Origin of the sequence: Stenotrophomonas bentonitica (genome assembly GCF_002887735.1) — a bacterium.
In the GTDB taxonomy this organism is placed as follows: Bacteria; Pseudomonadota; Gammaproteobacteria; order Xanthomonadales; family Xanthomonadaceae; genus Stenotrophomonas; species Stenotrophomonas bentonitica_A.
Genome location: NZ_PKQP01000003.1, coordinates 188,921 through 210,285 on the forward strand (window position 1 = coordinate 188,921; position 21,365 = coordinate 210,285).

General features: G+C 66.4%; 25 protein-coding genes and 2 tRNA genes. 10 read left to right on the plus strand and 17 right to left on the minus strand.

Annotated features, from left to right (window positions below):
- Window positions 1-6 precede the first annotated feature (6 nt).
- Window positions 7-2,271: an ATP-binding protein gene (locus tag C0R07_RS07950; RefSeq protein ID WP_428991899.1), complete on the plus strand. Its 2,265-nt coding sequence runs from the start codon at window positions 7-9 to the stop codon at window positions 2,269-2,271.
- A gap of 1 nt (window position 2,272) precedes the next feature.
- On the opposite strand, the gene bfr is transcribed toward C0R07_RS07950, so the two are convergent.
- The 3 genes from bfr to C0R07_RS07965 form a co-directional block, all read right to left on the minus strand.
- The gene (gene bfr, locus C0R07_RS07955; protein ID WP_019185321.1) at window positions 2,273-2,743 is read right to left on the minus strand and encodes a bacterioferritin; all 471 of its coding nucleotides are present in this window, start codon (window positions 2,741-2,743) and stop codon (window positions 2,273-2,275) included.
- 146 nt (window positions 2,744-2,889) lie between these two features.
- On the minus strand, window positions 2,890-3,096 hold the full coding sequence (locus C0R07_RS07960) for a (2Fe-2S)-binding protein (RefSeq protein WP_019185320.1): 207 nt from the start codon (window positions 3,094-3,096) through the stop codon (window positions 2,890-2,892).
- 116 nt (window positions 3,097-3,212) lie between these two features.
- Complete coding sequence (locus C0R07_RS07965; protein ID WP_019185319.1) at window positions 3,213-3,842, minus strand: RNA pyrophosphohydrolase; 630 nt, start codon at window positions 3,840-3,842, stop codon at window positions 3,213-3,215.
- A 121-nt stretch (window positions 3,843-3,963) separates the two neighbouring features.
- Here C0R07_RS07965 and C0R07_RS07970 point away from each other — a divergent pair.
- Window positions 3,964-4,040 (plus strand) — tRNA-Met (locus tag C0R07_RS07970).
- 49 nt (window positions 4,041-4,089) lie between these two features.
- Window positions 4,090-4,164: transfer RNA gene (locus C0R07_RS07975), tRNA-Gln, on the plus strand.
- Window positions 4,165-4,429: 265 nt separating this feature from the next.
- Here C0R07_RS07975 and rpsI read toward each other — a convergent pair.
- Both rpsI and rplM read right to left on the minus strand, forming a co-directional pair.
- A complete protein-coding gene (rpsI, locus tag C0R07_RS07980) occupies window positions 4,430-4,822 on the minus strand; it encodes a 30S ribosomal protein S9 (protein ID WP_019185318.1) in 393 nt (130 codons plus the stop codon).
- Window positions 4,823-4,824: 2 nt separating this feature from the next.
- Window positions 4,825-5,253 (minus strand): 50S ribosomal protein L13, encoded by a 429-nt coding sequence (rplM, locus tag C0R07_RS07985; protein ID WP_017354548.1) that lies wholly within the window; start codon window positions 5,251-5,253, stop codon window positions 4,825-4,827.
- 181 nt (window positions 5,254-5,434) lie between these two features.
- Here rplM and coq7 point away from each other — a divergent pair, with 181 nt between their 5' ends.
- Window positions 5,435-6,079 carry a 2-polyprenyl-3-methyl-6-methoxy-1,4-benzoquinone monooxygenase gene (coq7, locus tag C0R07_RS07990; RefSeq protein ID WP_019185317.1) on the plus strand — a complete coding sequence of 215 codons (645 nt, stop codon included), beginning with the start codon at window positions 5,435-5,437 and terminating at the stop codon, window positions 6,077-6,079.
- Between the two features lie 146 nt (window positions 6,080-6,225).
- On the opposite strand, the gene sugE is transcribed toward coq7, so the two are convergent.
- Together sugE and speD are read right to left on the minus strand one after the other, a co-directional pair.
- Window positions 6,226-6,543, minus strand: coding sequence for a quaternary ammonium compound efflux SMR transporter SugE (gene sugE, locus C0R07_RS07995; RefSeq protein ID WP_070472306.1), 318 nt, complete (start codon window positions 6,541-6,543; stop codon window positions 6,226-6,228).
- Between the two features lie 172 nt (window positions 6,544-6,715).
- Window positions 6,716-7,510, minus strand: coding sequence for an adenosylmethionine decarboxylase (gene speD / locus C0R07_RS08000; protein ID WP_019185315.1), 795 nt, complete (start codon window positions 7,508-7,510; stop codon window positions 6,716-6,718).
- Between the two features lie 170 nt (window positions 7,511-7,680).
- Between speD and crp the strand changes: the two genes are divergently transcribed.
- Window positions 7,681-8,346 (plus strand): cAMP-activated global transcriptional regulator CRP, encoded by a 666-nt coding sequence (gene crp / locus C0R07_RS08005; RefSeq protein ID WP_019185314.1) that lies wholly within the window; start codon window positions 7,681-7,683, stop codon window positions 8,344-8,346.
- Between the two features lie 123 nt (window positions 8,347-8,469).
- Window positions 8,470-9,231, plus strand: coding sequence for a sulfite exporter TauE/SafE family protein (locus C0R07_RS08010; protein WP_019185313.1), 762 nt, complete (start codon window positions 8,470-8,472; stop codon window positions 9,229-9,231).
- Between the two features lie 50 nt (window positions 9,232-9,281).
- On the opposite strand, the gene C0R07_RS08015 is transcribed toward C0R07_RS08010, so the two are convergent.
- From C0R07_RS08015 to C0R07_RS08040, 6 genes are all read right to left on the minus strand, one after another.
- Entirely contained in the window at window positions 9,282-9,998 is a 717-nt protein-coding gene (locus C0R07_RS08015; RefSeq protein ID WP_070472309.1) for a haloacid dehalogenase-like hydrolase, read from the minus strand.
- Window positions 9,995-10,789: an indole-3-glycerol phosphate synthase TrpC gene (gene trpC, locus C0R07_RS08020; RefSeq protein WP_070472312.1), complete on the minus strand. Its 795-nt coding sequence runs from the start codon at window positions 10,787-10,789 to the stop codon at window positions 9,995-9,997. The genes C0R07_RS08015 and trpC overlap by 4 nt, the downstream gene beginning before the upstream one ends.
- A 63-nt stretch (window positions 10,790-10,852) precedes the next feature.
- A complete protein-coding gene (gene trpD / locus C0R07_RS08025; RefSeq protein ID WP_070472315.1) occupies window positions 10,853-11,890 on the minus strand; it encodes an anthranilate phosphoribosyltransferase in 1,038 nt (345 codons plus the stop codon).
- 32 nt (window positions 11,891-11,922) lie between these two features.
- Window positions 11,923-12,501 carry an anthranilate synthase component II gene (locus C0R07_RS08030; RefSeq protein WP_070472319.1) on the minus strand — a complete coding sequence of 193 codons (579 nt, stop codon included), beginning with the start codon at window positions 12,499-12,501 and terminating at the stop codon, window positions 11,923-11,925.
- Between the two features lie 75 nt (window positions 12,502-12,576).
- Complete coding sequence (gene trpE / locus C0R07_RS08035) at window positions 12,577-14,052, minus strand: anthranilate synthase component I (RefSeq protein WP_102788620.1); 1,476 nt, start codon at window positions 14,050-14,052, stop codon at window positions 12,577-12,579.
- Between the two features lie 223 nt (window positions 14,053-14,275).
- Complete coding sequence (locus C0R07_RS08040) at window positions 14,276-15,400, minus strand: hypothetical protein (RefSeq protein ID WP_139146347.1); 1,125 nt, start codon at window positions 15,398-15,400, stop codon at window positions 14,276-14,278.
- 34 nt (window positions 15,401-15,434) lie between these two features.
- On the opposite strand from C0R07_RS08040, the gene C0R07_RS08045 reads away from it, so the two are divergent.
- Genes C0R07_RS08045 through C0R07_RS08055 form a run of 3 tightly spaced genes read left to right on the plus strand, consistent with a single transcriptional unit; the run spans window position 15,435 to window position 17,426 of the window.
- Entirely contained in the window at window positions 15,435-16,328 is an 894-nt protein-coding gene (locus tag C0R07_RS08045; protein WP_139146348.1) for a hypothetical protein, read from the plus strand.
- A gap of 29 nt (window positions 16,329-16,357) precedes the next feature.
- Window positions 16,358-16,699: a hypothetical protein gene (locus C0R07_RS08050; protein WP_019185305.1), complete on the plus strand. Its 342-nt coding sequence runs from the start codon at window positions 16,358-16,360 to the stop codon at window positions 16,697-16,699.
- Window positions 16,700-16,709: 10 nt separating this feature from the next.
- Window positions 16,710-17,426: a hypothetical protein gene (locus C0R07_RS08055; RefSeq protein ID WP_102788621.1), complete on the plus strand. Its 717-nt coding sequence runs from the start codon at window positions 16,710-16,712 to the stop codon at window positions 17,424-17,426.
- A 66-nt stretch (window positions 17,427-17,492) separates the two neighbouring features.
- Here the strand turns inward: C0R07_RS08055 and yegS are convergent, their stop codons facing one another.
- From yegS to C0R07_RS08075, 4 genes are all read right to left on the minus strand, one after another.
- Entirely contained in the window at window positions 17,493-18,425 is a 933-nt protein-coding gene (gene yegS / locus C0R07_RS08060) for a lipid kinase YegS (RefSeq protein ID WP_019185303.1), read from the minus strand.
- A gap of 271 nt (window positions 18,426-18,696) precedes the next feature.
- Window positions 18,697-19,179 carry a GNAT family N-acetyltransferase gene (locus tag C0R07_RS08065; protein ID WP_102788740.1) on the minus strand — a complete coding sequence of 161 codons (483 nt, stop codon included), beginning with the start codon at window positions 19,177-19,179 and terminating at the stop codon, window positions 18,697-18,699.
- Window positions 19,180-19,191: 12 nt separating this feature from the next.
- Window positions 19,192-19,869 carry a ribulose-phosphate 3-epimerase gene (gene rpe, locus C0R07_RS08070; RefSeq protein WP_070426117.1) on the minus strand — a complete coding sequence of 226 codons (678 nt, stop codon included), beginning with the start codon at window positions 19,867-19,869 and terminating at the stop codon, window positions 19,192-19,194.
- 42 nt (window positions 19,870-19,911) lie between these two features.
- Window positions 19,912-20,241, minus strand: a complete 330-nt coding sequence (locus C0R07_RS08075; RefSeq protein ID WP_019185299.1) for a J domain-containing protein — start codon at window positions 20,239-20,241, stop codon at window positions 19,912-19,914.
- Between the two features lie 143 nt (window positions 20,242-20,384).
- Here C0R07_RS08075 and C0R07_RS08080 point away from each other — a divergent pair, with 143 nt between their 5' ends.
- On the plus strand, window positions 20,385-21,311 hold the full coding sequence (locus C0R07_RS08080; RefSeq protein ID WP_019185298.1) for a phosphoribosylaminoimidazolesuccinocarboxamide synthase: 927 nt from the start codon (window positions 20,385-20,387) through the stop codon (window positions 21,309-21,311).
- The last annotated feature ends 54 nt before the right edge of the window (window positions 21,312-21,365 follow it).

A 21,365-nucleotide genomic window follows, 5' to 3' on the forward strand; every position in this document is an offset into this window, starting at 1 on the left:
CTGTGGATCGCCGCCGGGTCGGCCGCGGCCTGCGCGACCGCCGGCGTGATGGCACGGATCGGCGCCAATGGCCCCTGGATCGACATCGCCGCGGGCACCGCCGTGCTGGCGCTGCTGGCTGCGCTGCAGGTGGTGCGCCGCTGGCGGGAGACGCAGGATCAGCTCCACACCCTGCAGCAGCGCAGCGAGTCGCTGCTGCTGGAGCGCGATCACCTTCAACAACGCCGGCAGCAGCAGAACCAGCTCGAACAGGAACTGCTCAGCGCCAAGCAGGCCGCCGAAGCCGCGGCGCTGGCCAAGGGTGAGTTCCTGGCCACGATGAGCCATGAGATCCGCACGCCGCTCAACGGCATCCTGCCGATGCTGGACCTGATCGCGCGCGGCCAGCTCGGCAGCGACCAGCGGCAGATGCTGCAGACCGCCGCGACCAGCTCGCAGCAGCTGCTTCGCATCGTCGATGACATCCTCGATTACTCGCGGCTCGAAGCCAGGGGCCTTAACCTGGAGATCACCACGTTCAACCTGCGCGAGCTGCTGGAAGGACTGGTGCAGCTCATGCAGCGTGCCGCCGATCCCAAGGGCCTGCAGCTGTCGCTCGAGCTGGACCCGGCGGTGCGGCTGTCGGTTCGCGGCGATCCGGTGCGGCTGCGCCAGGTGCTCAGCAACCTGCTGGTCAACGCGATCAAGTTCACCGAGCGCGGCCAGATCCGGCTGCGCGTGCAGCGCCAGGGCGAGACCAACGCACAGCACCAGCTGCGGTTCGAGATCGCCGACAGCGGCATCGGCATCGATGACGCCCTGCAGGCGCGCCTGTTCCAGTCCTTCAGCCAGGCCGATGCCTCGACCACGCGCCTGTATGGCGGCACCGGCCTGGGGCTGGCGATCTGCAAGCGCATCATCGATCTCATGCACGGCCGCATCGGCGTGCATTCCACGCCCGGGCGGGGCGCCACGTTCTGGTTCGAGATCCCGTTGCTCAAGGTGATCGGCGACCTGCCCGCCATCGGCACCGTGCGCCGCGCCCTGCTGATCACGCGCGATGCGTTGCTGGCCCAGCGCATCGAGCGCGTGGCCCAGCACCATGACCTGCTACTGCACACGGTGGAGACCGCCGCCGAAGCGATCGACGCCCTGCGCGCGCCGCAGCGCCCCGGCATCGACCCGGTGCTGGCCTGGGTCATCGCCGACACTGACGGCCTGCGTCACGGCACCCAGGCGCTGCAGAAGGCCTTGGCCGGCAACGAGCGGCATGCCGGAGCGCAGCTGTTGTGGCTGTACGGCGAGGAGGCACCCGCGCCGGAGGCCCTCGGCCCGGGACCGGCGCTGCCGCGGCAGGTTGCAGACAGCGAGCTGCATGCACTGCTGAGGCCGGTGGTCGCCAGCGCCCGGCCGGCCGCGCTGCTGGCCGAGGTGGAGTACGCCGGCTCGCCCATGGCCCTGCCGCAGTTCCCATTGCGCGTGCTGCTGGTGGAGGACAACAGCGTGAACCTGCTGGTCGCCCAACGCCTGCTGCAGGTATTGGGCTGCGAGGTGGAGCCCGCCACGCAGGGCGAGCAGGCGCTCGCGGCGCTGCACGCGCGACCATTCGATGTGGTGTTGATGGATTGCCAGATGCCGGTGCTGGATGGCTACGACACCACCCGCCGCTGGCGCGCGCACGAGGCTGCACTGGGCACGGCGCGCCTGCCGATCGTGGCGATGACCGCCAACGCGATGGCCGGCGACCGCGAGCGCTGCCTGCAGGCCGGCATGGATGACTACCTGTCCAAGCCGATCAACCGCGAAACGCTGCAGGCCGTACTGGCGCGCTGGGGCAGTGCGATGGCCGATGACCCGGCAGTGCAGCCACCGTCCCTGCCTCAGCACGCGCCGGCTCCGCCCGCCGCTTCGCCAACCCGCGACGAGTCACCGGCCCCGGTGCTCGATCAGGAGGTGCTGGATGAACTGCTGGAGGTGATCGGCGCCGACACCGCGCGCATCATCGGCGTGTTCCTGGATGACACGCCACCGTTGATCCGGCAGCTGCAGGACGCCTCGGTCGCCGCGGATCTGGACCAGCTGCGCGCGTTGGCGCACAGCCTCAAATCCGCCAGTGCGAATGTGGGTGCGATGGCCTTGTCGGCAGCGGCCTGGCGGATCGAGCACGATGCCCGCGCCGGCACGCTGGAGCGCCCCGCGGTCGCGGTGGCGCTGTTGATCGCCGAGTTCGCGCGTGCACGGATCGCGCTGGGCGGCTATCACGCCCGCCTGCGCGCCCCGTTGCAGGGCTGACTCAGTCTTCGATCTTGGTCAGCAGGTAGTTCGGTTCGCCGATGCGCTCGATCAGATCCAGCTGGGTTTCCAGCCAGTCGATATGCTCTTCCTCGGACTCGAGGATCTTCACGAACAGCTGGCGGCTGACGTAGTCACCGATCGAATCGGCATAGGCCACCGCTTCGCGCAGGGTCACCACGCCATCGCGTTCCAGGCTGAGGTCGCACTGCAGGATCTCGGCCGGGTTCTCGCCGATGCGCAGCTTGCCCAGTGCCTGGAAGTTCGGCAGGCCTTCGAGGAAGAGGATGCGGTCGGACAGGATGTCCGCATGCTTCATCTCTTCGATCGATTCCTTGTACTCGTGATCGGCGAGCTCCTTCAGGCCCCAGTTCTTCAGCATCTTGGCGTGCAGGAAGTACTGGTTGATGGCGGTCAGCTCGTTGTAGAGGACCTTGTTGAGGAATTCGATGACTTTCGCGTCGCCCTTCATGAGCGTGCTCCTGCTGCGTGGAATCGCGGGCACTGTAGCGCGTCGCGCGGGAGCATGAAGGAACGCGAATCGTGCTCAGTTGCGACCCGGTAGAAGGGTGGCTAGCCCACCCTGGGCGGCCGGCGGCTCGCGGGCGCACCGCCCGGTCAGGCGGCCTGGAGGCCCAGGACCGGCAGGGGCAGATCGTGGGTGGCGCTGAACTTGGCCAGCAGGTCCGCCGCCATGTCCAGGCAGGACCCGCAGGTGGCGCCGCAGCCGGTGCGCATCGTCAACTCGGACACGCTCGCGACACCGCTCTGGGCGGCTTCACGGATCTGATGGTCGGTAACCCCGTTGCAGATGCAGACGTACACGTGCGGACTCGGCAGGCAGGCCCGGATCGGCCTGCTGCTATTCCAATCGAAACGAGAATGGTTGTCAATTTCGAACCTGAATCATTCTCGATACGGTTCACGGCCGCCGGGATCGCTCAGACCGCGCCCGGCTCGCCCTTGGTCTTGCGCGGCCAGTAGCCGCCGCCCCGCTTGGGCGTGGTGCGCTTGCGTGGCCGGTCGTGGCCGGCCGCATTGCCGGGCATCCAGGCTTCCTGGGCGGATTTCGGCATCGATTCCACCCCCGTCCCGGCCACTCCCCGGGCCAGCGGCGCCAGATGGCGCAGGGCGCGTGCGTAGACGCCCCGCTTGAACATCACCACGTGCTCCACCGGGTACCAGAAGTCGACCCAACGCCACTGGTCGAATTCGGGGCTGTCGGTATGGTCCAGGGTGACGTGGGATTCGTCCCCGGCCAGCCGCAGCAGGAACCACACCTGCTTCTGGCCGATGCAGACCTGCCGTTCATTGCGGCGGATGGCCCGTGCCGGCAGCCGATAGCGAAGCCAACCCGGCGTCGCCCCGAGCACTTCAACGTGCTCCGGCAACAGCCCGGTCTCTTCCTGCAACTCGCGATACATGGCTTCGACAGGCGTCTCGTCGGTGTTCATGCCGCCCTGCGGGAACTGCCAGCCATCCCGGCGCACGCGTCGTGCCCAGAAAACCTGCCCATCCTGCCGCATCAGCACAATACCGACGTTCGGTCGATAGCCGTCCGGATCGATCACGATGCGGACTCCTAGAAAAATCTACTGATCGGGACTGTGCCACGCCCGCTGCCCACTCACAAGCGCGGTGAAAAAGTGTTGACAGATTCCAGATACATCTCCAGAATTACCGGCTCCCTGAGGCTATGTAGCTCAGCCGGTTAGAGCACAGCACTCATAATGCTGGGGTCGGTGGTTCGAGTCCACCCATAGCCACCAAGTTCGCTTGGTTTTTCAGGGAGAAAGTGCAATAATTGCACGCACATTTTGCCCCGTCGCCAAGCGGTAAGGCACCTGACTCTGACTCAGGCATTCGGTGGTTCGAATCCATCCGGGGCAGCCAAACAAACAGAAAAGGCCGATCGAAAGATCGGCCTTTTCTGTTTGTTTGGGCGTTTGTCGGGACGCGAAGCGCCCGGACCCCACACCTTGCGCAGCAAGGTGTGGGCGCCAGCCCTCCCCTGCCCTGCCTGCCACATCCCCTCGCCTGGCGGCGCGCGCCCCCGGACGGGACACCCACCCCCGAAAACGACAAAAGCCCGGCCGAAGCCGGGCTTTTGCGTACCTCCCAGGGGGATCCCGAAGGATCCCACGCCAGGCGCGATGGATCAGCGCTTGGAGAACTGGGTGGCGCGACGTGCCTTGTGCAGGCCGACCTTCTTACGCTCGACTTCACGGGCGTCACGGGTCATGAAGCCAGCCTTGCGCAGCTCGGACTTCAGGGTTTCGTCGTACTCGATCAGCGCGCGGGCGATGCCCAGACGGATCGCACCGGCCTGACCGGTGGTACCACCGCCAGCAGCGGTGACCATGATGTCGAAGGTTTCGGTGTTCTTGGTCAGTTCCAGCGGCTGACGCACGATCATGCGTGCAGTCTCACGGCCAAAGAACTCGTCCAGCGGACGGCCATTGACGGTGATGTTGCCGGCGCCCTTGCGCAGGAACACGCGGGCGGTGGAGGACTTGCGGCGGCCGGTGCCGTAGTTTTGCGTGATAGCCATGATTAGATATCCAGAACCTGGGGCTGCTGAGCGGCGTGCGGGTGCTCGGAACCCGAGTACACCTTGAGCTTGCGGTACATGGCGCGGCCCAGCGGGCCCTTCGGCAGCATGCCCTTGACGGCGGTCTCGATGACGCGCTCCGGGTGGCGCTCAAGCGCCTGGGCCAGAGTTTCGGTCTTCAGGTTGCCGATGTAGCCAGTGAAGCGGTGGTACAGCTTGTCCTGCAGCTTGTTGCCGGTGACGGCAATCTTTTCTGCATTGATGACAACCAGGTAATCACCGGTATCAACGTGGGGGGTGTAGACCGGCTTGTGCTTGCCGCGCAGACGGCGGGCCAGCTCGGTGGACAGACGGCCCAGCGTCTTGCCGGAAGCGTCGACGAGATACCAGTCGCGCTGGACGGTCTCGGACTTTGCAGTGAAAGTGCTCATGAAAGAACTCAAGTAGGTCGGGCTCATTACGGCGCAGTACGGCCGGAACTCTGCCACGCGTTGTGAAGAGGCGGGATTGTACTGGCCATCCCCACCACATGCAAGTTGACCCCGATCCCGGCTTGGCACACCGGCCCCATGGGGCGAGAATCGACGGTCCCCCGCCGCGACACCGCCTGCCATGACCGCGCTCCGCCAGATCACCCCGCTCGACCACCTGCTGACCGAAGCCCAGCGGGCCCTGGATACGGTGTTCGGCAATCCGCCGGCCAGCCGCCCCTACCCCGCCGAGGGCACCCCGGACGTGCAGATGGCCGCACCCGAGCGCCGCCACGCCGCCGGCCTGATGCGCATCAACCACGTCGGCGAGGTCTGCGCCCAGGGCCTGTACTTCGGCCAGGCCGCGGTCGCCCGCGAGCCGGAAACCCGCGCCCACCTGCTCGATGCGGCCCAGGAAGAGACCGACCATCTGGCCTGGTGCGCCCAGCGCCTGCGCGAACTGGACAGCCGTCCCAGCCTGTTCAACCCGATCTGGTATGCCGGCAGCTACACCATCGGCACCCTGGCCGGCCTGCGCGGGGACGGCTGGAACCTGGGCTTCGTGGTCGAAACCGAGCGCCAGGTGGAAGCCCATCTGGACGAACACCTGGACACCCTGCCGCCGGCCGACCTGCGCAGCCGCGAGGTGATCAAGGTGATGAAGATCGACGAGGCCCGCCATGCCGACCACGCCGAGCATGCCGGCGCGCGCAGGCTGCCCGCCCCGATCCCATCGGTGATGGCGCTGGCCTCCAAGGTCATGAAGACCATCGCGTACCGCCTTTAAGCCTCCACCGCGCCGCGTGCATCGGGTGAAAAGCCCCCCTGAGTCAGGGGGGCGCCGCGAAGCGGCGGGGGTATGGGTGTTCAGTGAGCCGGGGGCCCACGGTTCGCACAGCGAACCGTGGGAGCGCCAGCGCGAATGCGAGGGCGTTACCCCGAGACCAGCTTCAGCCCGATCACCCCGGCCACGATCAACGCGATGCAGGCCAGCCGCGACGGCGAAGCGCTGTCGCCGAACAGGAAGATGCCCAGCATCGCCACGCCCAGTGCGCCGATCCCGGTCCAGATCGCATAGGCGGTGCCGACCGGAATGGATTTCATGGCCTGGCTCATCAGGTACAGGCTGACCAGGGCGGCGGCGACGGTGGCCAGCGTGGGAAGGGGCTTGCTGAAGCCTTCGGAGTACTTCATTCCGATGGCGAAGCCGATCTCGAACAGACCGGCCACAAGAAGATAGATCCAGGGCATGGGGGATTCCTTGGGTTAACAAAAACAAAACGGCCCGGTGTTTTCACACCGGACCGTCGTCGGTAGCTGCCGTGGAACCCGATTTTGCGCAAACACCGGTTCCACAGGGCGGGCCGTCCCGCCTGGACGACGCCGGCCGGGGCCAGGCCCGGACGACATCGCAGGGTGTGCCTTACTCGGCCAGGTTGCGCCCGTGGAACAGCTCTTCGATCTCACGACGCAGCAGCGCCTCGATCTTCATGCGTTCCTTGAACGACAGGTTCTTGGCCTTCTCTTCGAACAGGTACTGGTCCAGGTCGAAGTCCTTCAGGTGCATCTTCGTGTGGAAGATGTTTTCCTGATAGACATTGACGTCGAACATCTCGTAGCGCGACTTGATGTTCTTGGCCAGGAAGTTCTGGATCGAGTTGATCTTGTGATCGATGTAGTGCTTCTTGCCCTTCACGTCACGGGTGAAGCCACGCACGCGGTAGTCCATGATCACGATGTCCGATTCCAGACTCTCGATCAGGTAGTTCAGCGCTTTCAGCGGGGAAATCACGCCACAGGTGGCCACATCGATGTCCGCGCGGAACGTGGCGATGCCCTCCTGCGGATGGGTTTCCGGGTAGGTATGGACAGTGATGTGGCTCTTGTCCATGTGGGCGACCACGGCGTCGGAGATCAGCTCCTTGCCGGCCTGCTTCTTGTCGATCACCGGCTCTTCCGAGATCAGGATCGTCACCGAGGCACCCTGGGGGTCGTAGTCCTGGCGGGCCACGTTCAGGATGTTCGCGCCGATGATCTCGGCAACGTCGGTCAGGATCTGAGTCAGCCTATCGGCGTTGTACTCTTCATCAATATATTCGATGTAACGCTGACGCTCCTCTTCGGTGCGGGCGTAACAGACGTCATAGATGTTGAAGCTCAGCGCCTTGGTGAGGTTGTTGAAACCCTGCAACCTCAGGCGAGGCAACGGCTTGACCACGGCGGTCGATCCTGTGTGTGGTGGGAAAGAAGTAATTATGGGGCAAAGTGATCGGGGGCGAAACTTGCATTGAAACGAGTAGCTGTGCTCGGTTTGCCCTTAACAATTCGGATCGTTAAGCTCCCGGCACATAGCCGTGAATTCTTCATGAGCAATCGGAGCGCCTCAACGTGTCAACTGTGCGCCTTGCCACAAGTCCATTGGCCCTGGATATCGCAACAATCGATCGCTTCCTGGCCCACAGCCACCGCCGCCGTTATCCCGCCCGTACCGACGTATTCCGTCCGGGGGATCCGGCAGGCACCCTGTACTACGTCATCAGCGGCTCCGTCTCAATAATGGCTGAGGAAGATGACGATCGTGAGCTGGTGCTGGGCTACTTCGGCTCGGGAGAGTTCGTCGGCGAGATGGGGCTGTTCGTGGAATCGGACCGCCGCGAGGTGATCCTGCGCACCCGCACCCCGTGCGAACTGGCCGAGATCAGCTACGAACGCCTGCATCAGCTGTTCCTCGGCCCGCTCTCCGCCGATGCCCCGCGGCTGCTCTACTCGATCGGCCAGCAGCTCTCCAAGCGCCTGCTCGACACCAGCAGGAAAGCCAGCCGCCTGGCCTTCCTGGACGTGACCGACCGCATCGTGCGGACCCTGCACGACCTGTCCCGCGAGCCGGAGGCCATGAGCCACCCGCAGGGCACCCAGCTGCGCGTCTCGCGCCAGGAGCTGGCGCGCCTAGTCGGCTGCTCGCGTGAGATGGCCGGCCGCGTGTTGAAGAAGCTGCAGACCGACGGGCTGCTGCATGCCCGCGGCAAGACCGTCGTTCTGTACGGCACCCGTTGATCCTGCCCGCGTAGTGCCGGCCGCTGGCCGGCAACCACGCAGATCCCCCCCTGCCCGTCGACCTGGACGAGGTTGCCGGCCGGCGGCCGGCACTACCTGCCCATTTGCCGCTAGGCTGTTCGCATGGAACTTGGCAGCGAATTCTATTGGTTCATCCTGATCGGCCTAGGCGCACAGCTGGTCGATGGCGCATTGGGCATGGCCTTCGGGCTGGTGTCCTCCTCGGTGATGCTGAGCATGGGCGTGCCGCCGGCAGCCGTGAGCGCCAGCGTGCACACCGCTGAAGTCTTCACCACCGGCGCCTCCGGGGTGTCGCACCTGGTCGCCGGCAACGTGGATCGCCGGCTGTTCCTGCGCCTGGCCCTTCCCGGCGCGGTCGGTGGTGTGGTGGGGGCCTACGTGCTGACCCAGCTGCCCGGTGACGTGATTCGCCCCTTCATCTATATGTATCTGCTGGTGCTGGCCATCTTCATCCTGCTGCGCGCGGCCGGCCGGATGCTGCCGGCGCAGGAAGTGAAGCGTGTCCCGCTGCTGGGCTTCGTGGCCGGCCTGCTGGATGCCAGCGGCGGCGGTGGCTGGGGCCCGGTGGCCACCTCCACCCTGCTCGCCCGCGGCGGAAAGGCCCGCACCACCATCGGCACGGTCAATGCCGCCGAGTTCGTGGTGACCCTCGCGGTGTCGATCACCTTCCTACTGACCATGGGCGTGCAGTACCTGAACATCGTCGCCGGCCTGCTGATCGGCGGCATGATGGCTGCGCCGATCGCCGCGATTCTGGTCAAGAACGTCAAGGAACGCTGGGTGTTGATCGCCGTCGGCGTGCTGGTCCTGGGCATCAGCCTGTTCCAGATCAGCCACGCAATCGTGCAGTGGCGCGCAGGCTGAGCCGGACGCGACACGCTTTTCAGCCCTTCCCGGGCGTTTTCAGCGCCGGATCAGACCGGGTCGCCGGCCCGGTCCACGCAGCCCCAGTTGAGCACCGGGGTATCCGGGGGCAGCACCTGGCGGAAGTACGCCACCCGCGAGGCCTTGGGATTGACCACGACCGGCGCGGCCGCGGCCAGCAGCAGCGGCAGGTCGGCGCTGCTGTCGGAGTAGGCGACGTCGATCTCGCCATACCCGCGCTCGCGCAGCATCCGCATCTTTTCTTCGTTGTGGCAGTGCCGGGTGGCGATGACCGCGCCCAGGAACGGGCCGACCTCGCTGCCGATCACCGGCACGCCCTGGTGGGCGACGAAGGCCAGGATCGCGCGGGCCAGTTCCGGCGGCGCACCGGTGGCGACCACCACGCGGTCTCCGGCGGCCCGGTGGCGGGCAAACACCTCCAGCGCGACCGGCAGCAGGCGGCGGCGGATGTCGGCCTCGTGCTTGAGCACGTAGCGGTCGATCACCTTGTTGAACTCGCGCGCCCGGTGCAGGCCGAACGTGGCGATCCAGACATAGCCGGAGATGCCGCGGCGCCGGGTCGGCAGGAACGCCACCAGCGGGCCGAGCAGCGGCGTGGCGATGAGGGCGGCCAGCAGCCGCAGCGGGTTGCGCTTGATCAGCCAGGCGAACAGATGGCTGCCGGAATCGCCGTCATACAGGGTGTGATCGAAATCGAAGACCACCAGCGGGGCGTCGTCGCGCGGCGTTGGGTAGATCGCTGTCATGCGCTGAAGAATAGCTGACGCAGGCCCTCGCCGGGCTCTTCCACGCGCATGAAGGCCTCGCCGACCAGGAACGCATTGACCCCGGCCTCACGCATCACCGAGACATCGGCCGGGCCGAGGATGCCGCTTTCGGTGACCAGCAGGCGGTCGCGCGGTACGGCCTGGCGCATGTCCAGCGTGGTCTGCAGCGAGACCTCGAAGGTGCGCAGGTTACGGTTGTTGATGCCGATCAGCGGCACCGGCACCTGGATGGCACGCTCCAGCTCGTCGATGTCGTGCACTTCCACCAGCACGTCCATGCCCAGCTGCATGGCCAGGTCGGAAAGCTCGGCCAGCTGGCGGTCGTCCAAAGCAGCCACGATCAGCAGGATGCAGTCCGCGCCGAGCACGCGCGCTTCATACACCTGGTAGGCATCGATCACGAAGTCCTTGCGCAGCACCGGCAGCGTGCAGGCCTCCCGGGCCTGCTGCAGATAGGCATCGCTGCCTTGGAAGAAGTCCACGTCGGTCAGCACCGACAGGCAGCTGGCACCACCGAACTCGTAGCTCACCGCGATATCGGCCGGATGGAAGTCAGGGCGGATCACGCCCTTGGACGGACTGGCCTTCTTGATCTCGGCGATCACGGCCGGGTTGCCGGCGGTGATCGAGGCGCGCAGCGCATCGGCGAACCCCCGCACCGGCGGGGCCTGCTCCACGCGCGAGATCAGCGCCTCCAGCGGCACCTGGGCACGGCGTGCGGCGACTTCTTCGGCCTTGCGGGCCAGGATGGTATCGAGGATGTCGCTCATGTCATTGGGGTCCTGGAGGCCGGCCATTATCGGCCAGCCCCGCTGAATTCTGAAAACGCGGGCTCAGACGGCCCCGCGGATGCGGCGGGTGGCGGCCACGTACTGCTCCATCCGCGAGCGCGCACTGCCATCGGCCAGCACCGCGCGCGCGCGGGCCAGGCCATCGGCGATGCTGTCGGCGACACCGGCCACATACAGGGCGGCGCCGGCGTTGAGGGCGACGATGTCCAGCGCCGGGCCGGGCTGGTTGTCGAGCACGCCGCGCAGCATGGCGATGGATTCCTCCGGACTCTCGACCTTGAGGTTGCGGCTGGCCGACATCGCGATACCGAAGTCTTCCGGATGGATCTCGTACTCGCGCACCTTGCCGTCGCGCAGCTCGCCGACCAGCGTGCCGGCGCCGAGCGAGATCTCATCCATGTTGTCGCGACCCCACACCACCAGCGCGCGCTCGGCACCGAGTTCGCGCAGCACGCGTGCCTGGATGCCGACCAGATCCGGGTGGAACACGCCCATCAGCACATTGGTCGCACCGACCGGATTGGTCAGCGGGCCGAGGATGTTGAAGATCGTACGCACGCCCATTTCGCGGCGCACCGGCGCGACGACCTTCATCGCCGGGTGGTGCATCGGCGCGAACATGAAGCCGATGCCGGTCTCGGTGATCGCGCGCGCGACCTCCTCCGGCTGCAGATCGATGATCGCGCCCAGTGCCTCGACTGCATCGGCACTGCCGGACTTGGAGGAAACACTGCGGTTGCCATGCTTGGCCACCTTGGCCCCGGCCGCAGACACCACGAACATCGCGCAGGTGGAAATGTTGAAGGTGTGCGAACCATCCCCACCGGTGCCGACGATATCCACCAGATGTGTCTTGTCCTCCACCGGTACCGCGAGGGCGAGCTCGCGCATCACGGTGGCGGCACCGGCGATTTCGCCGATGGTTTCCTTCTTGACCCGCAGGCCGGTCAGGATCGCGGCGGTCATCACCGGCGACACGTCACCGCGCATGATCTGCCGCATCAGGTCGACCATTTCGTCGAAGAAGATCTCGCGGTGCTCGATGGTGCGCTGCAGGGCTTCCTGGGGGGAGAAGGTCATGCGGGGTCCTTTGTGGTGCAGGTGCGGCGCGCTCAGCGCTGCAGGAAATTCTTCAGCAGGGCGTGGCCATGCTCGGTGAGGATCGACTCGGGGTGGAACTGCACGCCCTCGACCGGATGTTCGCGATGGCGCAGGCCCATGATCTCTTCGATCGAGCCGTCCTCGTTCTCGGTCCAGGCGGTCATTTCCAGGCAGGCCGGCAGCGTGGTCTTGTCGACCACCAGCGAGTGGTAGCGCGTGGCCTGGTAGCGGTCCGGCAGGCCGGCGAACACGCCCTTGCCTTCATGCCGGATCGGCGAGGTCTTGCCGTGCATGATGTTGGTGGCGCGGATGACGTCACCGCCATACACCTGGCCGATGCTCTGGTGGCCCAGGCACACGCCCAGGATCGGCGTGGTCGGGCCGAGCCGGCGGATCAGCTCCAGCGACACACCCGCTTCGTTGGGCGTGCACGGGCCGGGCGAGATCACGATGCGCTCGGGCGCGAGCGCGGCGATTTCATCGACGCTCAACGCGTCGTTGCGCACCACCTTGACCTCGGCGCCCAGCGTCTGCAGGTACTGCACGAGGTTGTAGGTGAAGCTGTCGTAGTTGTCGAGCATCAACAACATGGTCAGGGTCCGTCTTGAATGGGGAAGTGGCGTGCACGCAACCGTGCACGTGTCAGGCCGTTCGGCAGCAGTGCGTTACAGGCCCTTGGCTGCCTGCGCCACGGCACGGAACAACGCGCGGCCCTTGTTCATCGTCTCGTCCCATTCCTTGCCGGGGTCGGAGTCGTAAACGATGCCGGCGCCCGCCTGCACGTGTAGGCGACCGTCCTTGATCACCGCGGTGCGGATCGCGATCGCGGTATCGGCATCGCCATGCCAGCCGATGTAGCCGATGCTGCCGGCGTAGACGTTGCGCTTGATCGGCTCCAGCTCGCGGATCACTTCCAGCGCGCGGATCTTCGGCGCGCCGCTGACGGTGCCGGCCGGGAACGTCGCACGCATCACGTCGGCATAGCTCAGGCCCGGCTGCAGCTGCCCGGTGACCTCGCTGACGATGTGCATGACGTGGCTGTAGCGCTCGATCACGAACTGCTCGCCCACTTCCACCGTGCCCGCCTTGGACACGCGGCCGGCATCATTGCGGCCGAGATCGATCAGCATCAGATGCTCGGCACGTTCCTTGGGATCGGCCAGCAGTTCCACTTCGAGTGCGTTGTCTTCCTCCACCGTCGCGCCGCGCGGGCGGGTGCCGGCGATCGGACGCACGGTGACTTCCCCGTCCTGCAGCCGCACCAGGATTTCCGGCGAGGAGCCGACCACCTGCACGTCGCCGGTATCGAGGAAATACATGTACGGCGAGGGATTGAGCGCACGCAGCGCGCGGTACACATCCACCGGGCGCGCCTTGAACGGCACGCTCAGGCGCTGGCTCAGCACCACCTGGAAGATGTCGCCGGCGCGGATGTATTCCTTGGATTTGTCGACCGCAGCGATGAAGCCTTCGCGGGTGAAGCCGGAGACGAAATCGTTCTCGTCCAGCACGTCGCGGGTGATCGGCGCGGGGTAGCCGGCACCGGGCGCACGCAGTTTGGCGACCAGCGCATCCAGCCGCGCCTGGGCCTCCTCCCATGCACCGGGCTGACCCGGGTCGGCATGCACGATCAGGTACAGGCGGCCCTTCAGGTTGTCGAACACCGCCAGTTCTTCGGAGTGCAGCAGCAGGATGTCCGGCGTGCCCAGCTCGTCGCGGCCACGCGGCGGCGCCAGGCGCGGTTCGATGTAGCCGATGCACTCGAAGCCGAACCAGCCGACCAGGCCGCCGGTGAAGCCGGGCAGACCGGCCAGCTTCGGCACCGAGTGGGCGCTGCGCAGGGCCTCGACCTCGGTGAACGGGTCGGCGACCTCGCGGGTTTCCACCACGGTGCCGGATTCGCTGATGGTCAGGGTATGGCCGTGGAAGGCATACACCCGGCGCGCCGGCAGGCCGATGATGGAATAGCGCCCGAAGCGTTCGCCGCCCTCGACCGATTCAAACAGATAGGTATGCGGGCCGTCGGCGAGCTTCAGATAGACCGAGAGCGGCGTGTCCAGGTCGGACAGCACTTCACGGACGACGGGGATGCGGGTGTGGCCTTCAGCGGCCTGCTGCTGGAACTGCTCGAGCGTGATCAAGACGACTTTCCTTCCGGGAAACGGCGGTGGCGGGACGGACGACGGCAACAGGCCACCATCGCCACCAACGGCGAGCGGAAGAAAGGGTATGCGGGGTCGTCAGAATGGACACCCGGCGACTGTACCTCAGCCCGGCGCGGGGGGGAACCCCGCCCGGGCCTGCGTGCAGCCGCTCCAAAGCCGACGTGGCGGCCCACTCCGGCATGGAGCGACTGCCCGGGCGTCAGTACAGCGGCAGCGGGCGCTCACTGGCCAGCATGCCATTCAGGGTGTCCAGCATCCTGACCAGGTCCACCTGCCGATGCAGGCGGGTCTTCTCGAAAATGCTCTGCAGGCGGGTCCGCGCACTCCCGACACCGATGCCGCAGGTCGCTGCGGCGGCCGACAGCTCGCCTTGGTGATGCAGCGCTACGGCCAGCGTCGCTTCGCCCGGGGTCAGGCCGAAAAGCTCGCGCAGGGTGGCGGACAGCCCCGCCGAGGAGCGGCGCACCAGCGTGTTGACCGTCATGACGAAACGGGCGGTACCGGTGCCGGGAATGTACTTTCCATAGGGCCGAAGCGATGCGAATCCTGCCAGGAGTCCATCTGCATCGTGCAGAGCGACGATATCCTCTCCGGGGTCCTGCGCCGGACCGCCCCGCAGCGCCAGGCGCCGGACCAGGGCATTCCAACCCGCCCGCGAGGCGGGATGCACCGGCTCCAATGCCGCCTTTCGGCGCACACGCAGGACGCGCGCCAGCAGCATCTCCTCGCCCCCGGCATTGACCGATACCGGCCGCAGGTTCTCATCGAGAAGCAGCAGGGCCAGCGTTCCTGCCTGCCGCCACGCGTCCTGCAGTGCCTGGCGCAGCTCGAAGGCATTGACGAAGTGAGGGGCCAACGCTTCGCACAGTGCCACCTCGCGGGCATCGAAATCGCCGCGCCGCTCGGTTCCCACGAAGGTCAGCATGGTGACCTGGTCCGGCTTGCGCGAGGCACACAATGCCACCGAACGCAGCGTGTCGATCTGGCGCAGGAAGTCCAGGTAGTACCGCGTTCCACGCATCTCATCGAGCGTGGCCACCCGATCGCTGACGATGACGCTGCCAGCACGCATCGTCGGCGCGGCCCGGTTGAACCAGAGGTTGTCCACCGAGTAGAGCGTGTCTTCGTTGAAGCGCTCCACCGTACGCGGGTCGGCCATCGCGCCGGCCGCGACCAGCGCCCTGTGTCGCCCCCCGTGCACGTCGCGCAGGGTCACGCTGCCGGAGTGGCAACCGACCGCGCGACCGAGACGTTCAACGAATGACTGCATCCGCTCCGGGTCGGTGACCCCCGCGTACAGCTCTTCCATAAGCTCCGCTTTCACAACCATCTCCTGTGTTGTTCGTCAAGTCATGTCCATGACCTGCGTCGCTGCGCATCTGGACGCAGATTTGCCGCCATCCCATCACCACGTCAAGGACGCCATGGCCCTCTCTGCGCTGCGATCAGTTTCTACTGCGCTCACCCTGTCCCTGCTGCTCGTCGGATGCGGCGGCAAAGGCGATGCAGCTTCCCCGAGTACCGATAAGGACAGCAACGCCGCTGCGGCCGAGGGTGAGGCAAACGCCGATAAACCGGCGCCCACCACCCTTCCTCAAGCCGACCTGGCCAAGCCGCTGGCCGAGTACCGCAAGTTGGATAGCGGCCAGCAGGTCATGTTTCTTTATGCCGCCATGTCCAAGCTTCCGACGGATTTCGACACGATGGCCAGCCTTGCCTCGCAGGAATACCGCGGCACCGCCGATACCTTCCGCCGCAAGGACCTGATGGGGGCGCTTCGCCCGCAGCTCGAACAGAGCATCGCAGACGCTGGCCGCTCGCCCTATTACTGGAGCGAACTGGATGATGCCGACCTGCAGGCCTATGACTTCGAGCGGAAGGGCTTCCCGGTCGGCGAATTCAACGGCGGCAAGTACCGCTACTTCATGGACATTCCGGAGTATAGCTACACCTGGGCCAATCCCGCGCAGGTCCAGCTCGCCCCGGTCGCTGACGAAACGGTTGCCCGCGAGCTCGAAGGGCTTCGCAGCCGATGGAACAGCAAACCCCGGCTGCGGACCTACTTCTTCGTCCAGTCTGCCGATCTGAACCAGCGTCGCATCAATGCCTATGTCACGCATGTCCAGCTTCTGGACCGCAGCGGACGCGTCCTGGCGTCCTACTCGCCCGATCCGGCGGTGGCAGCGCAGCCAGCGGAAGAGGATCCGTGCGTTTCACCGGAGGACTGCGCACGGCGTGCGTTGGGCAGCTGATCGTTTCGGAATCCACAGGGGAATCATCCATGAATCAACTCAATGAAAGCGACGTCCAGAACGCGCTGCAGCAGCGCCTCGTGCGCGAGGAAGCCGGGCGGCGCGCAACCGACGGCCTGATGCGCACGGCCAGGACGCTGCGATGGATCGGCTGGGGCTGCGCGCTGGTGCCGATCGTCGGCATCGTCGGTGTGGTGCTGTTCCTGCTCAGCACGATCCTGTGTTTCGCCTATGCGCAAAGCAAGGGGAACCCCGATGGCATCAAGCAGTTGTTGATCACCTTGGCCAGCCTGTTCGCTGCGGGCATCGTCTGGGTGCTGGTCAATCTCACCGTGCTCGGCCTGTTTGGCGCAGCCATGTCCATGCATTGAGGATCTGCACATGAACGGAATCACCTTGAAGCAGTCGCTGCTGTCGGCCGCTGCGGCGGCCGCATTGCTGGCCGGTCAGGCCGTGCCTGCCCACGCACAATCCGCCGACGCGCTCCGTCGTGAGAACGCACAGCTGCGTGCCCAGCTGGACGCGTTGAACCAACGCTGCGGCGTGCCGGCCCCCGACAACACCGGCGCACTGGAGCGATTTGGCGATATCGAAGCGCGGCTGGATTCGATCCGGGCAGGACAGCGCACGCGCGGCTCGGTAGAGATCACGGTGACGATGACACTGCGCAATGTGTCGTCGCAGCCGATGGTGTTGAATTATGAGTACGACACCTTCAACGCGACCGACAGCCACGGCTATACCTACCGCTTCTTCGGCGGGCAGGACAAAGACACGATCAAGGGCATCCCGATCGCCACCACGAACCGGGTCGACCCGACCTTCACCCTGCTGCCAGGCCGATCCAGCACGGTCACCTTCCTCGTGCAGCGCGCCATGAACGAGGCGCAGACCCCGGGCAGCCGCTTCGATATCAGTGCCAGCTTCGGCCAGTACGAAAACCTGGGCCAGGGACGACTGCGACGGCTGCAGACATTCCCCGTTTCCTTCAAGGATCGCTCAGTCACGTCGGGCGGCGTCGCCACGGGTATCGGTGGGCGCGCGGATCAGACGGTTGAAAACGCGGCCGGCCGGTTGCTGGACCGCCTGTTCAAGTGAGCCGGGCACGGCAGGCGCCACCACGCGCCAGCCGTATGCAGGACGGCCCCGCAGCCGCGCCGGAACTCAGGCTCTGGACAGCAGCGGGCTGTCCAGCGCTACATGCAGGTTGACCCGCCCCGGCACGCAGTCGATGCGGAAATGGCGGGCCTGGACCGGCTCGCCATCCAGATTGAGGGTCAGCGGCGCCTCGGCCTCGATCTCCACCCACGGCGCCTGGACACGTTCGGCCACCTGTTCCAGCGCACCGCGCTTGCCGCCCTTGACCAGCGCAGCGAAGGTGGACGCCACCTCCCCGCTCAGCTCGGGAATCACGGTGATATCGAGCACACCATCGTCGATCAGGGCCTCCGGGCACAGCACCTGGCCGCCGCCGGCCTGGCGGCCGTTGCCAACGCCCAGCGCGATGAAGCCACCGGCCCATTCGAAGCCCGGCGCCCGGACCCGCGCCTGGATGGGATCGATCCGGCCCAGCCGCGAGACCCCGGTCACCAGATAGGCCAGCCCGCCGAGCACCTTCTTCAGGCCCTCATCGGTCTCCACCGTCACCTCGGTGCCGAAACCGCCACTGGCTACGTTCGCGCACCACCACACCTTGCCGTCGGCATCGATGCGCAGCAGATCGACCGGCCGCGCCGGCGCGTGCCTGATCAGCTCCAGCGCCGCCAGCGGTTCGTCGGGAATTTCGGCCGCCGTGGCGAAGTCATTGGCCGTGCCCAGCGGCAAGAGGCCCAGCGACGGCAGTGCATCGGCCGGCTCCTCGCGATGGGCCAGCGTCTCGGCCACCTCGCTGAGCGTGCCGTCTCCGCCGGCCGCGATGATCGTGTCGACCCCGTGTGCGATCGCCTCGGCCACGTAGCGCTCGGCATCGCCCGACTCCCAGGTCACCCGCACCTCCAGCTGCACCCCGCGCTCGCGCAGTGCTGCCACCGCCTCGCGCACATCCTCATTGCCGGTGGCCTTGCCGTTGAGGATCAAACGCCAATGGGGACGGCTCATGGGGTACTTCCAGGGAGTGGGGAAGCGAAGGCTAGCAGCGCGCGGGGTGGCCGTCGGTGAACGTCATCAAAGCGTCACCGATGGCCCGGAGAATGGAAGGCCATAGCAAGGAAGATGGATGGAGGCAGGATCAGCCTCCCGCTGTTCCCGGGGCCGCATCTGCAAGGGTGCGGTCTTTTTTTTTGCCGCCGGGAGGGCAGCCGACCAACGGTCGGCTCTACCGGGGTGGGTTGGCTGCGGCAGCCGACCAACGGTCGGCTCTGCCGGGTGCTCAGCCTTCGGCGAAGGTCCGCAATGCCTCGCCTTCCATCCGGTACACCGTCCACTCGCTTTGCGGCTTCGCACCGGCGGCCTGGTAGAACTGGATCGCCGGTTCATTCCAGTCCAGCACCGACCACTCGAACCGGCCGCAGCCTTCGGCCACCGCGATCCGTGCGATGTGCTGCAGCAATGCCTTGCCGGCCCCGCTGCCGCGCCGTTCCGGGCTCACGTACAGGTCTTCCAGGTAGATCCCGTTGCGGCCCAGCCAGGTCGAGTAATTGTAGAAATACACCGCATAGCCGATGGCCACGCCGTCGGCCTCGCAGATCAGCGCGTGCGCTTTCGCTTCCGGCCCGAACAGGCTCGCGCGGATGCCCGCTTCGTCGGTCTGCACCGACGACTCGGCCCTTTCGTAGATCGCCAGCTCGCGGATGAAGCGCAGGATCCGCCCCGCATCCTCGGCGGTGGCCACGCGGATGGTCACGGCAGCCACCGATCCCATGGCTCAGCCCCGCGCCGCGGCGACATTGCCGCGCATCTGCGCGATGATGTCCTGGTAGCTGGTCTTCGCATTGAAGATCGCCGAGCCGGCCACGAACGCATCCGCACCGGCCGCCGCGATGGCACCGATGTTGTCGGCCTTCACGCCACCGTCGATCTCCAGGCGGATGTCCTTGCCGCTGGCATCGATCTTCTTGCGGATCGCGCGCACCTTGTCCAGCGCCGAGGGAATGAAGGCCTGGCCGCCGAAGCCCGGGTTGACCGACATCACCAGCACCAGGTCCAGGTCATCGAGCACCCAGTCCAGGATGTCCACCGGCGTGGCCGGATTGAGCACCACGCCCGGCTTGCAGCCCAGCGAACGGATCAGCTGGATGGTGCGGTGCACGTGGCGGCTCGCCTCCGGATGGAAGCTGATGTAGGTCGCGCCGGCCTCGGCGAAATCCGGAATGATGCGGTCCACCGGCTCCACCATCAGGTGCACGTCGATCGGTGCGGTCACGCCATGCTTGCGCAGCGCCTGGCAGACCAGCGGGCCGATCGTCAGGTTCGGCACATAGTGGTTGTCCATCACATCGAAATGCACCCAGTCGGCGCCGGCCGCGAGCACGTTGTCCACTTCCTCGCCCAGGCGGGCGAAATCGGCGGACAGGATGGAGGGAGCAATGATGCAGTTGGACATGGCCGGGACCTTCAGGATGTTGAAAGGGAGCGCCGCGCGGAATCAGCGCTTGCGCAGGGTCTTGATGCGGTCATAGGCGGCATTGAGCTGGCGCGACTTGCGCTCGGCCTGCTGGCGCAGCTCCGGGGCGGCGCCGACCACCTTGTCGGGGTGGTACTGGGACATCAGCCGGCGGTAGGCCAGGTCGATCTCGGCATCGGTCGCCTCGGAGGTCAGCCCCAGCTCACGGTAGGGATTTTCCCTGTTCAGCCGGAACCAGTCCGCGTCGAAGGCATGCCCCAGCAACAGCCCGAACGCGGCCCCGAACAGCGGATTGGGCCTGAACAACAGGGCGCCAGCGATGAATCCGAGCAGTTTTCCGTACCAGCGCATGGTGGTCTGGGCAGCCGAGGCGACAAAGGATCCTCATTTTACGTCACAGCAGGCCCAACCCGCTTTACACTAGGCCGCCCGCTGTCTGTGCGGGCCCTCCGGGTCCCCTGGACAGCTGTCATGACGAAGCCTCAGGAGTGCCCGTGCCGACCACGTTGTTGCAATCCGATCTCCCCGGCCTGCCCTTGCGCCATCGCGGCAAGGTGCGTGATGTTTTCGACATTCCGCGCGACCGGCTCCCCGCCGGCACACCGCCGGGGGACTACCTGCTGATGGTCGCGACCGACCGTCTGTCAGCCTTCGACGTGGTGCTGCCCGACCCGATCCCCGGCAAGGGCGAAATGCTCTGCCAGGTCTCGAACTTCTGGTTCGCCAAGACCGCGCACCTGATGCCCAACCACCTGACCGGCATCGATGTCGCCAGCGTGCTGCCCGAGGGCGTGGATCCGGCCCTGTACGCCAAGCGCGCGGTGGTCACCCGCAAGCTCAAGCCGGTCCCGGTGGAGGCGATCGCCCGCGGTTACCTGATCGGCAGTGGCTGGAAGGACTACCAGCGCACCGGCAAGATCAGCGGCATCGAGCTGCCTGACGGCCTGCGCCAGGCCGAGCAGCTGCCCGAACCGATCTTCACCCCCTCGACCAAGGCCGCCGTCGGCGACCATGACGAGAACATCGATTTCGATGCGATGGTGAAGGCGGTCGGGGCGGACCTGGCCGAGCGCGTACGCGATGCGACCCTGCGCATCTACGCCTTCGCCGCCGACTATGCGCGCGAGCGCGGCATCATCCTGGCCGACACCAAGTTCGAGTTCGGCACCGATGCCGATGGCCGTCTGTACATCATGGACGAGATGCTGACCCCGGATTCCTCGCGCTACTGGCCGGCCGACGAGTACGAGGTGGGCACCAGCCCGCCAAGCTACGACAAGCAGTTCGTCCGCGATTACCTGGAGACGCTGGACTGGGGCAAGACCGCGCCCGGCCCGAGCATCCCGGCCGAGATCATCGAACGTACCCGCGCCAAGTACGCCGAGGCGCTGCAGCGCCTGGCCGGGATCTCGGTCGACTGATTCGCCTGCGCCCCCGGCCGTGATGGCCGGGGGTCCCGGCCGTAGAGTCGACCG

Excerpts from the sequence above, each read along its gene's own strand:
- bfr (WP_019185321.1), bottom strand. The coding sequence starts at position 2,743 with ATGAAGGGCGACGCGAAAGTCATCGAATTCCTCAACAAGGTCCTCTAC.
- rpsI (WP_019185318.1), bottom strand. The coding sequence starts at position 4,822 with ATGGCTATCACGCAAAACTACGGCACCGGCCGCCGCAAGTCCTCCACC.
- rplM (WP_017354548.1), bottom strand. The coding sequence starts at position 5,253 with ATGAGCACTTTCACTGCAAAGTCCGAGACCGTCCAGCGCGACTGGTAT.
- coq7 (WP_019185317.1), top strand. The coding sequence starts at position 5,435 with ATGACCGCGCTCCGCCAGATCACCCCGCTCGACCACCTGCTGACCGAA.
- sugE (WP_070472306.1), bottom strand. The coding sequence starts at position 6,543 with ATGCCCTGGATCTATCTTCTTGTGGCCGGTCTGTTCGAGATCGGCTTC.
- C0R07_RS08010 (WP_019185313.1), top strand. The coding sequence starts at position 8,470 with ATGGAACTTGGCAGCGAATTCTATTGGTTCATCCTGATCGGCCTAGGC.
- C0R07_RS08015 (WP_070472309.1), bottom strand. The coding sequence starts at position 9,998 with ATGACAGCGATCTACCCAACGCCGCGCGACGACGCCCCGCTGGTGGTC.
- trpC (WP_070472312.1), bottom strand. The coding sequence starts at position 10,789 with ATGAGCGACATCCTCGATACCATCCTGGCCCGCAAGGCCGAAGAAGTC.
- trpD (WP_070472315.1), bottom strand. The coding sequence starts at position 11,890 with ATGACCTTCTCCCCCCAGGAAGCCCTGCAGCGCACCATCGAGCACCGC.
- C0R07_RS08030 (WP_070472319.1), bottom strand. The coding sequence starts at position 12,501 with ATGTTGTTGATGCTCGACAACTACGACAGCTTCACCTACAACCTCGTG.
- C0R07_RS08045 (WP_139146348.1), top strand. The coding sequence starts at position 15,435 with ATGACCTGCGTCGCTGCGCATCTGGACGCAGATTTGCCGCCATCCCAT.
- C0R07_RS08050 (WP_019185305.1), top strand. The coding sequence starts at position 16,358 with ATGAATCAACTCAATGAAAGCGACGTCCAGAACGCGCTGCAGCAGCGC.
- C0R07_RS08055 (WP_102788621.1), top strand. The coding sequence starts at position 16,710 with ATGAACGGAATCACCTTGAAGCAGTCGCTGCTGTCGGCCGCTGCGGCG.
- yegS (WP_019185303.1), bottom strand. The coding sequence starts at position 18,425 with ATGAGCCGTCCCCATTGGCGTTTGATCCTCAACGGCAAGGCCACCGGC.
- rpe (WP_070426117.1), bottom strand. The coding sequence starts at position 19,869 with ATGTCCAACTGCATCATTGCTCCCTCCATCCTGTCCGCCGATTTCGCC.
- C0R07_RS08075 (WP_019185299.1), bottom strand. The coding sequence starts at position 20,241 with ATGCGCTGGTACGGAAAACTGCTCGGATTCATCGCTGGCGCCCTGTTG.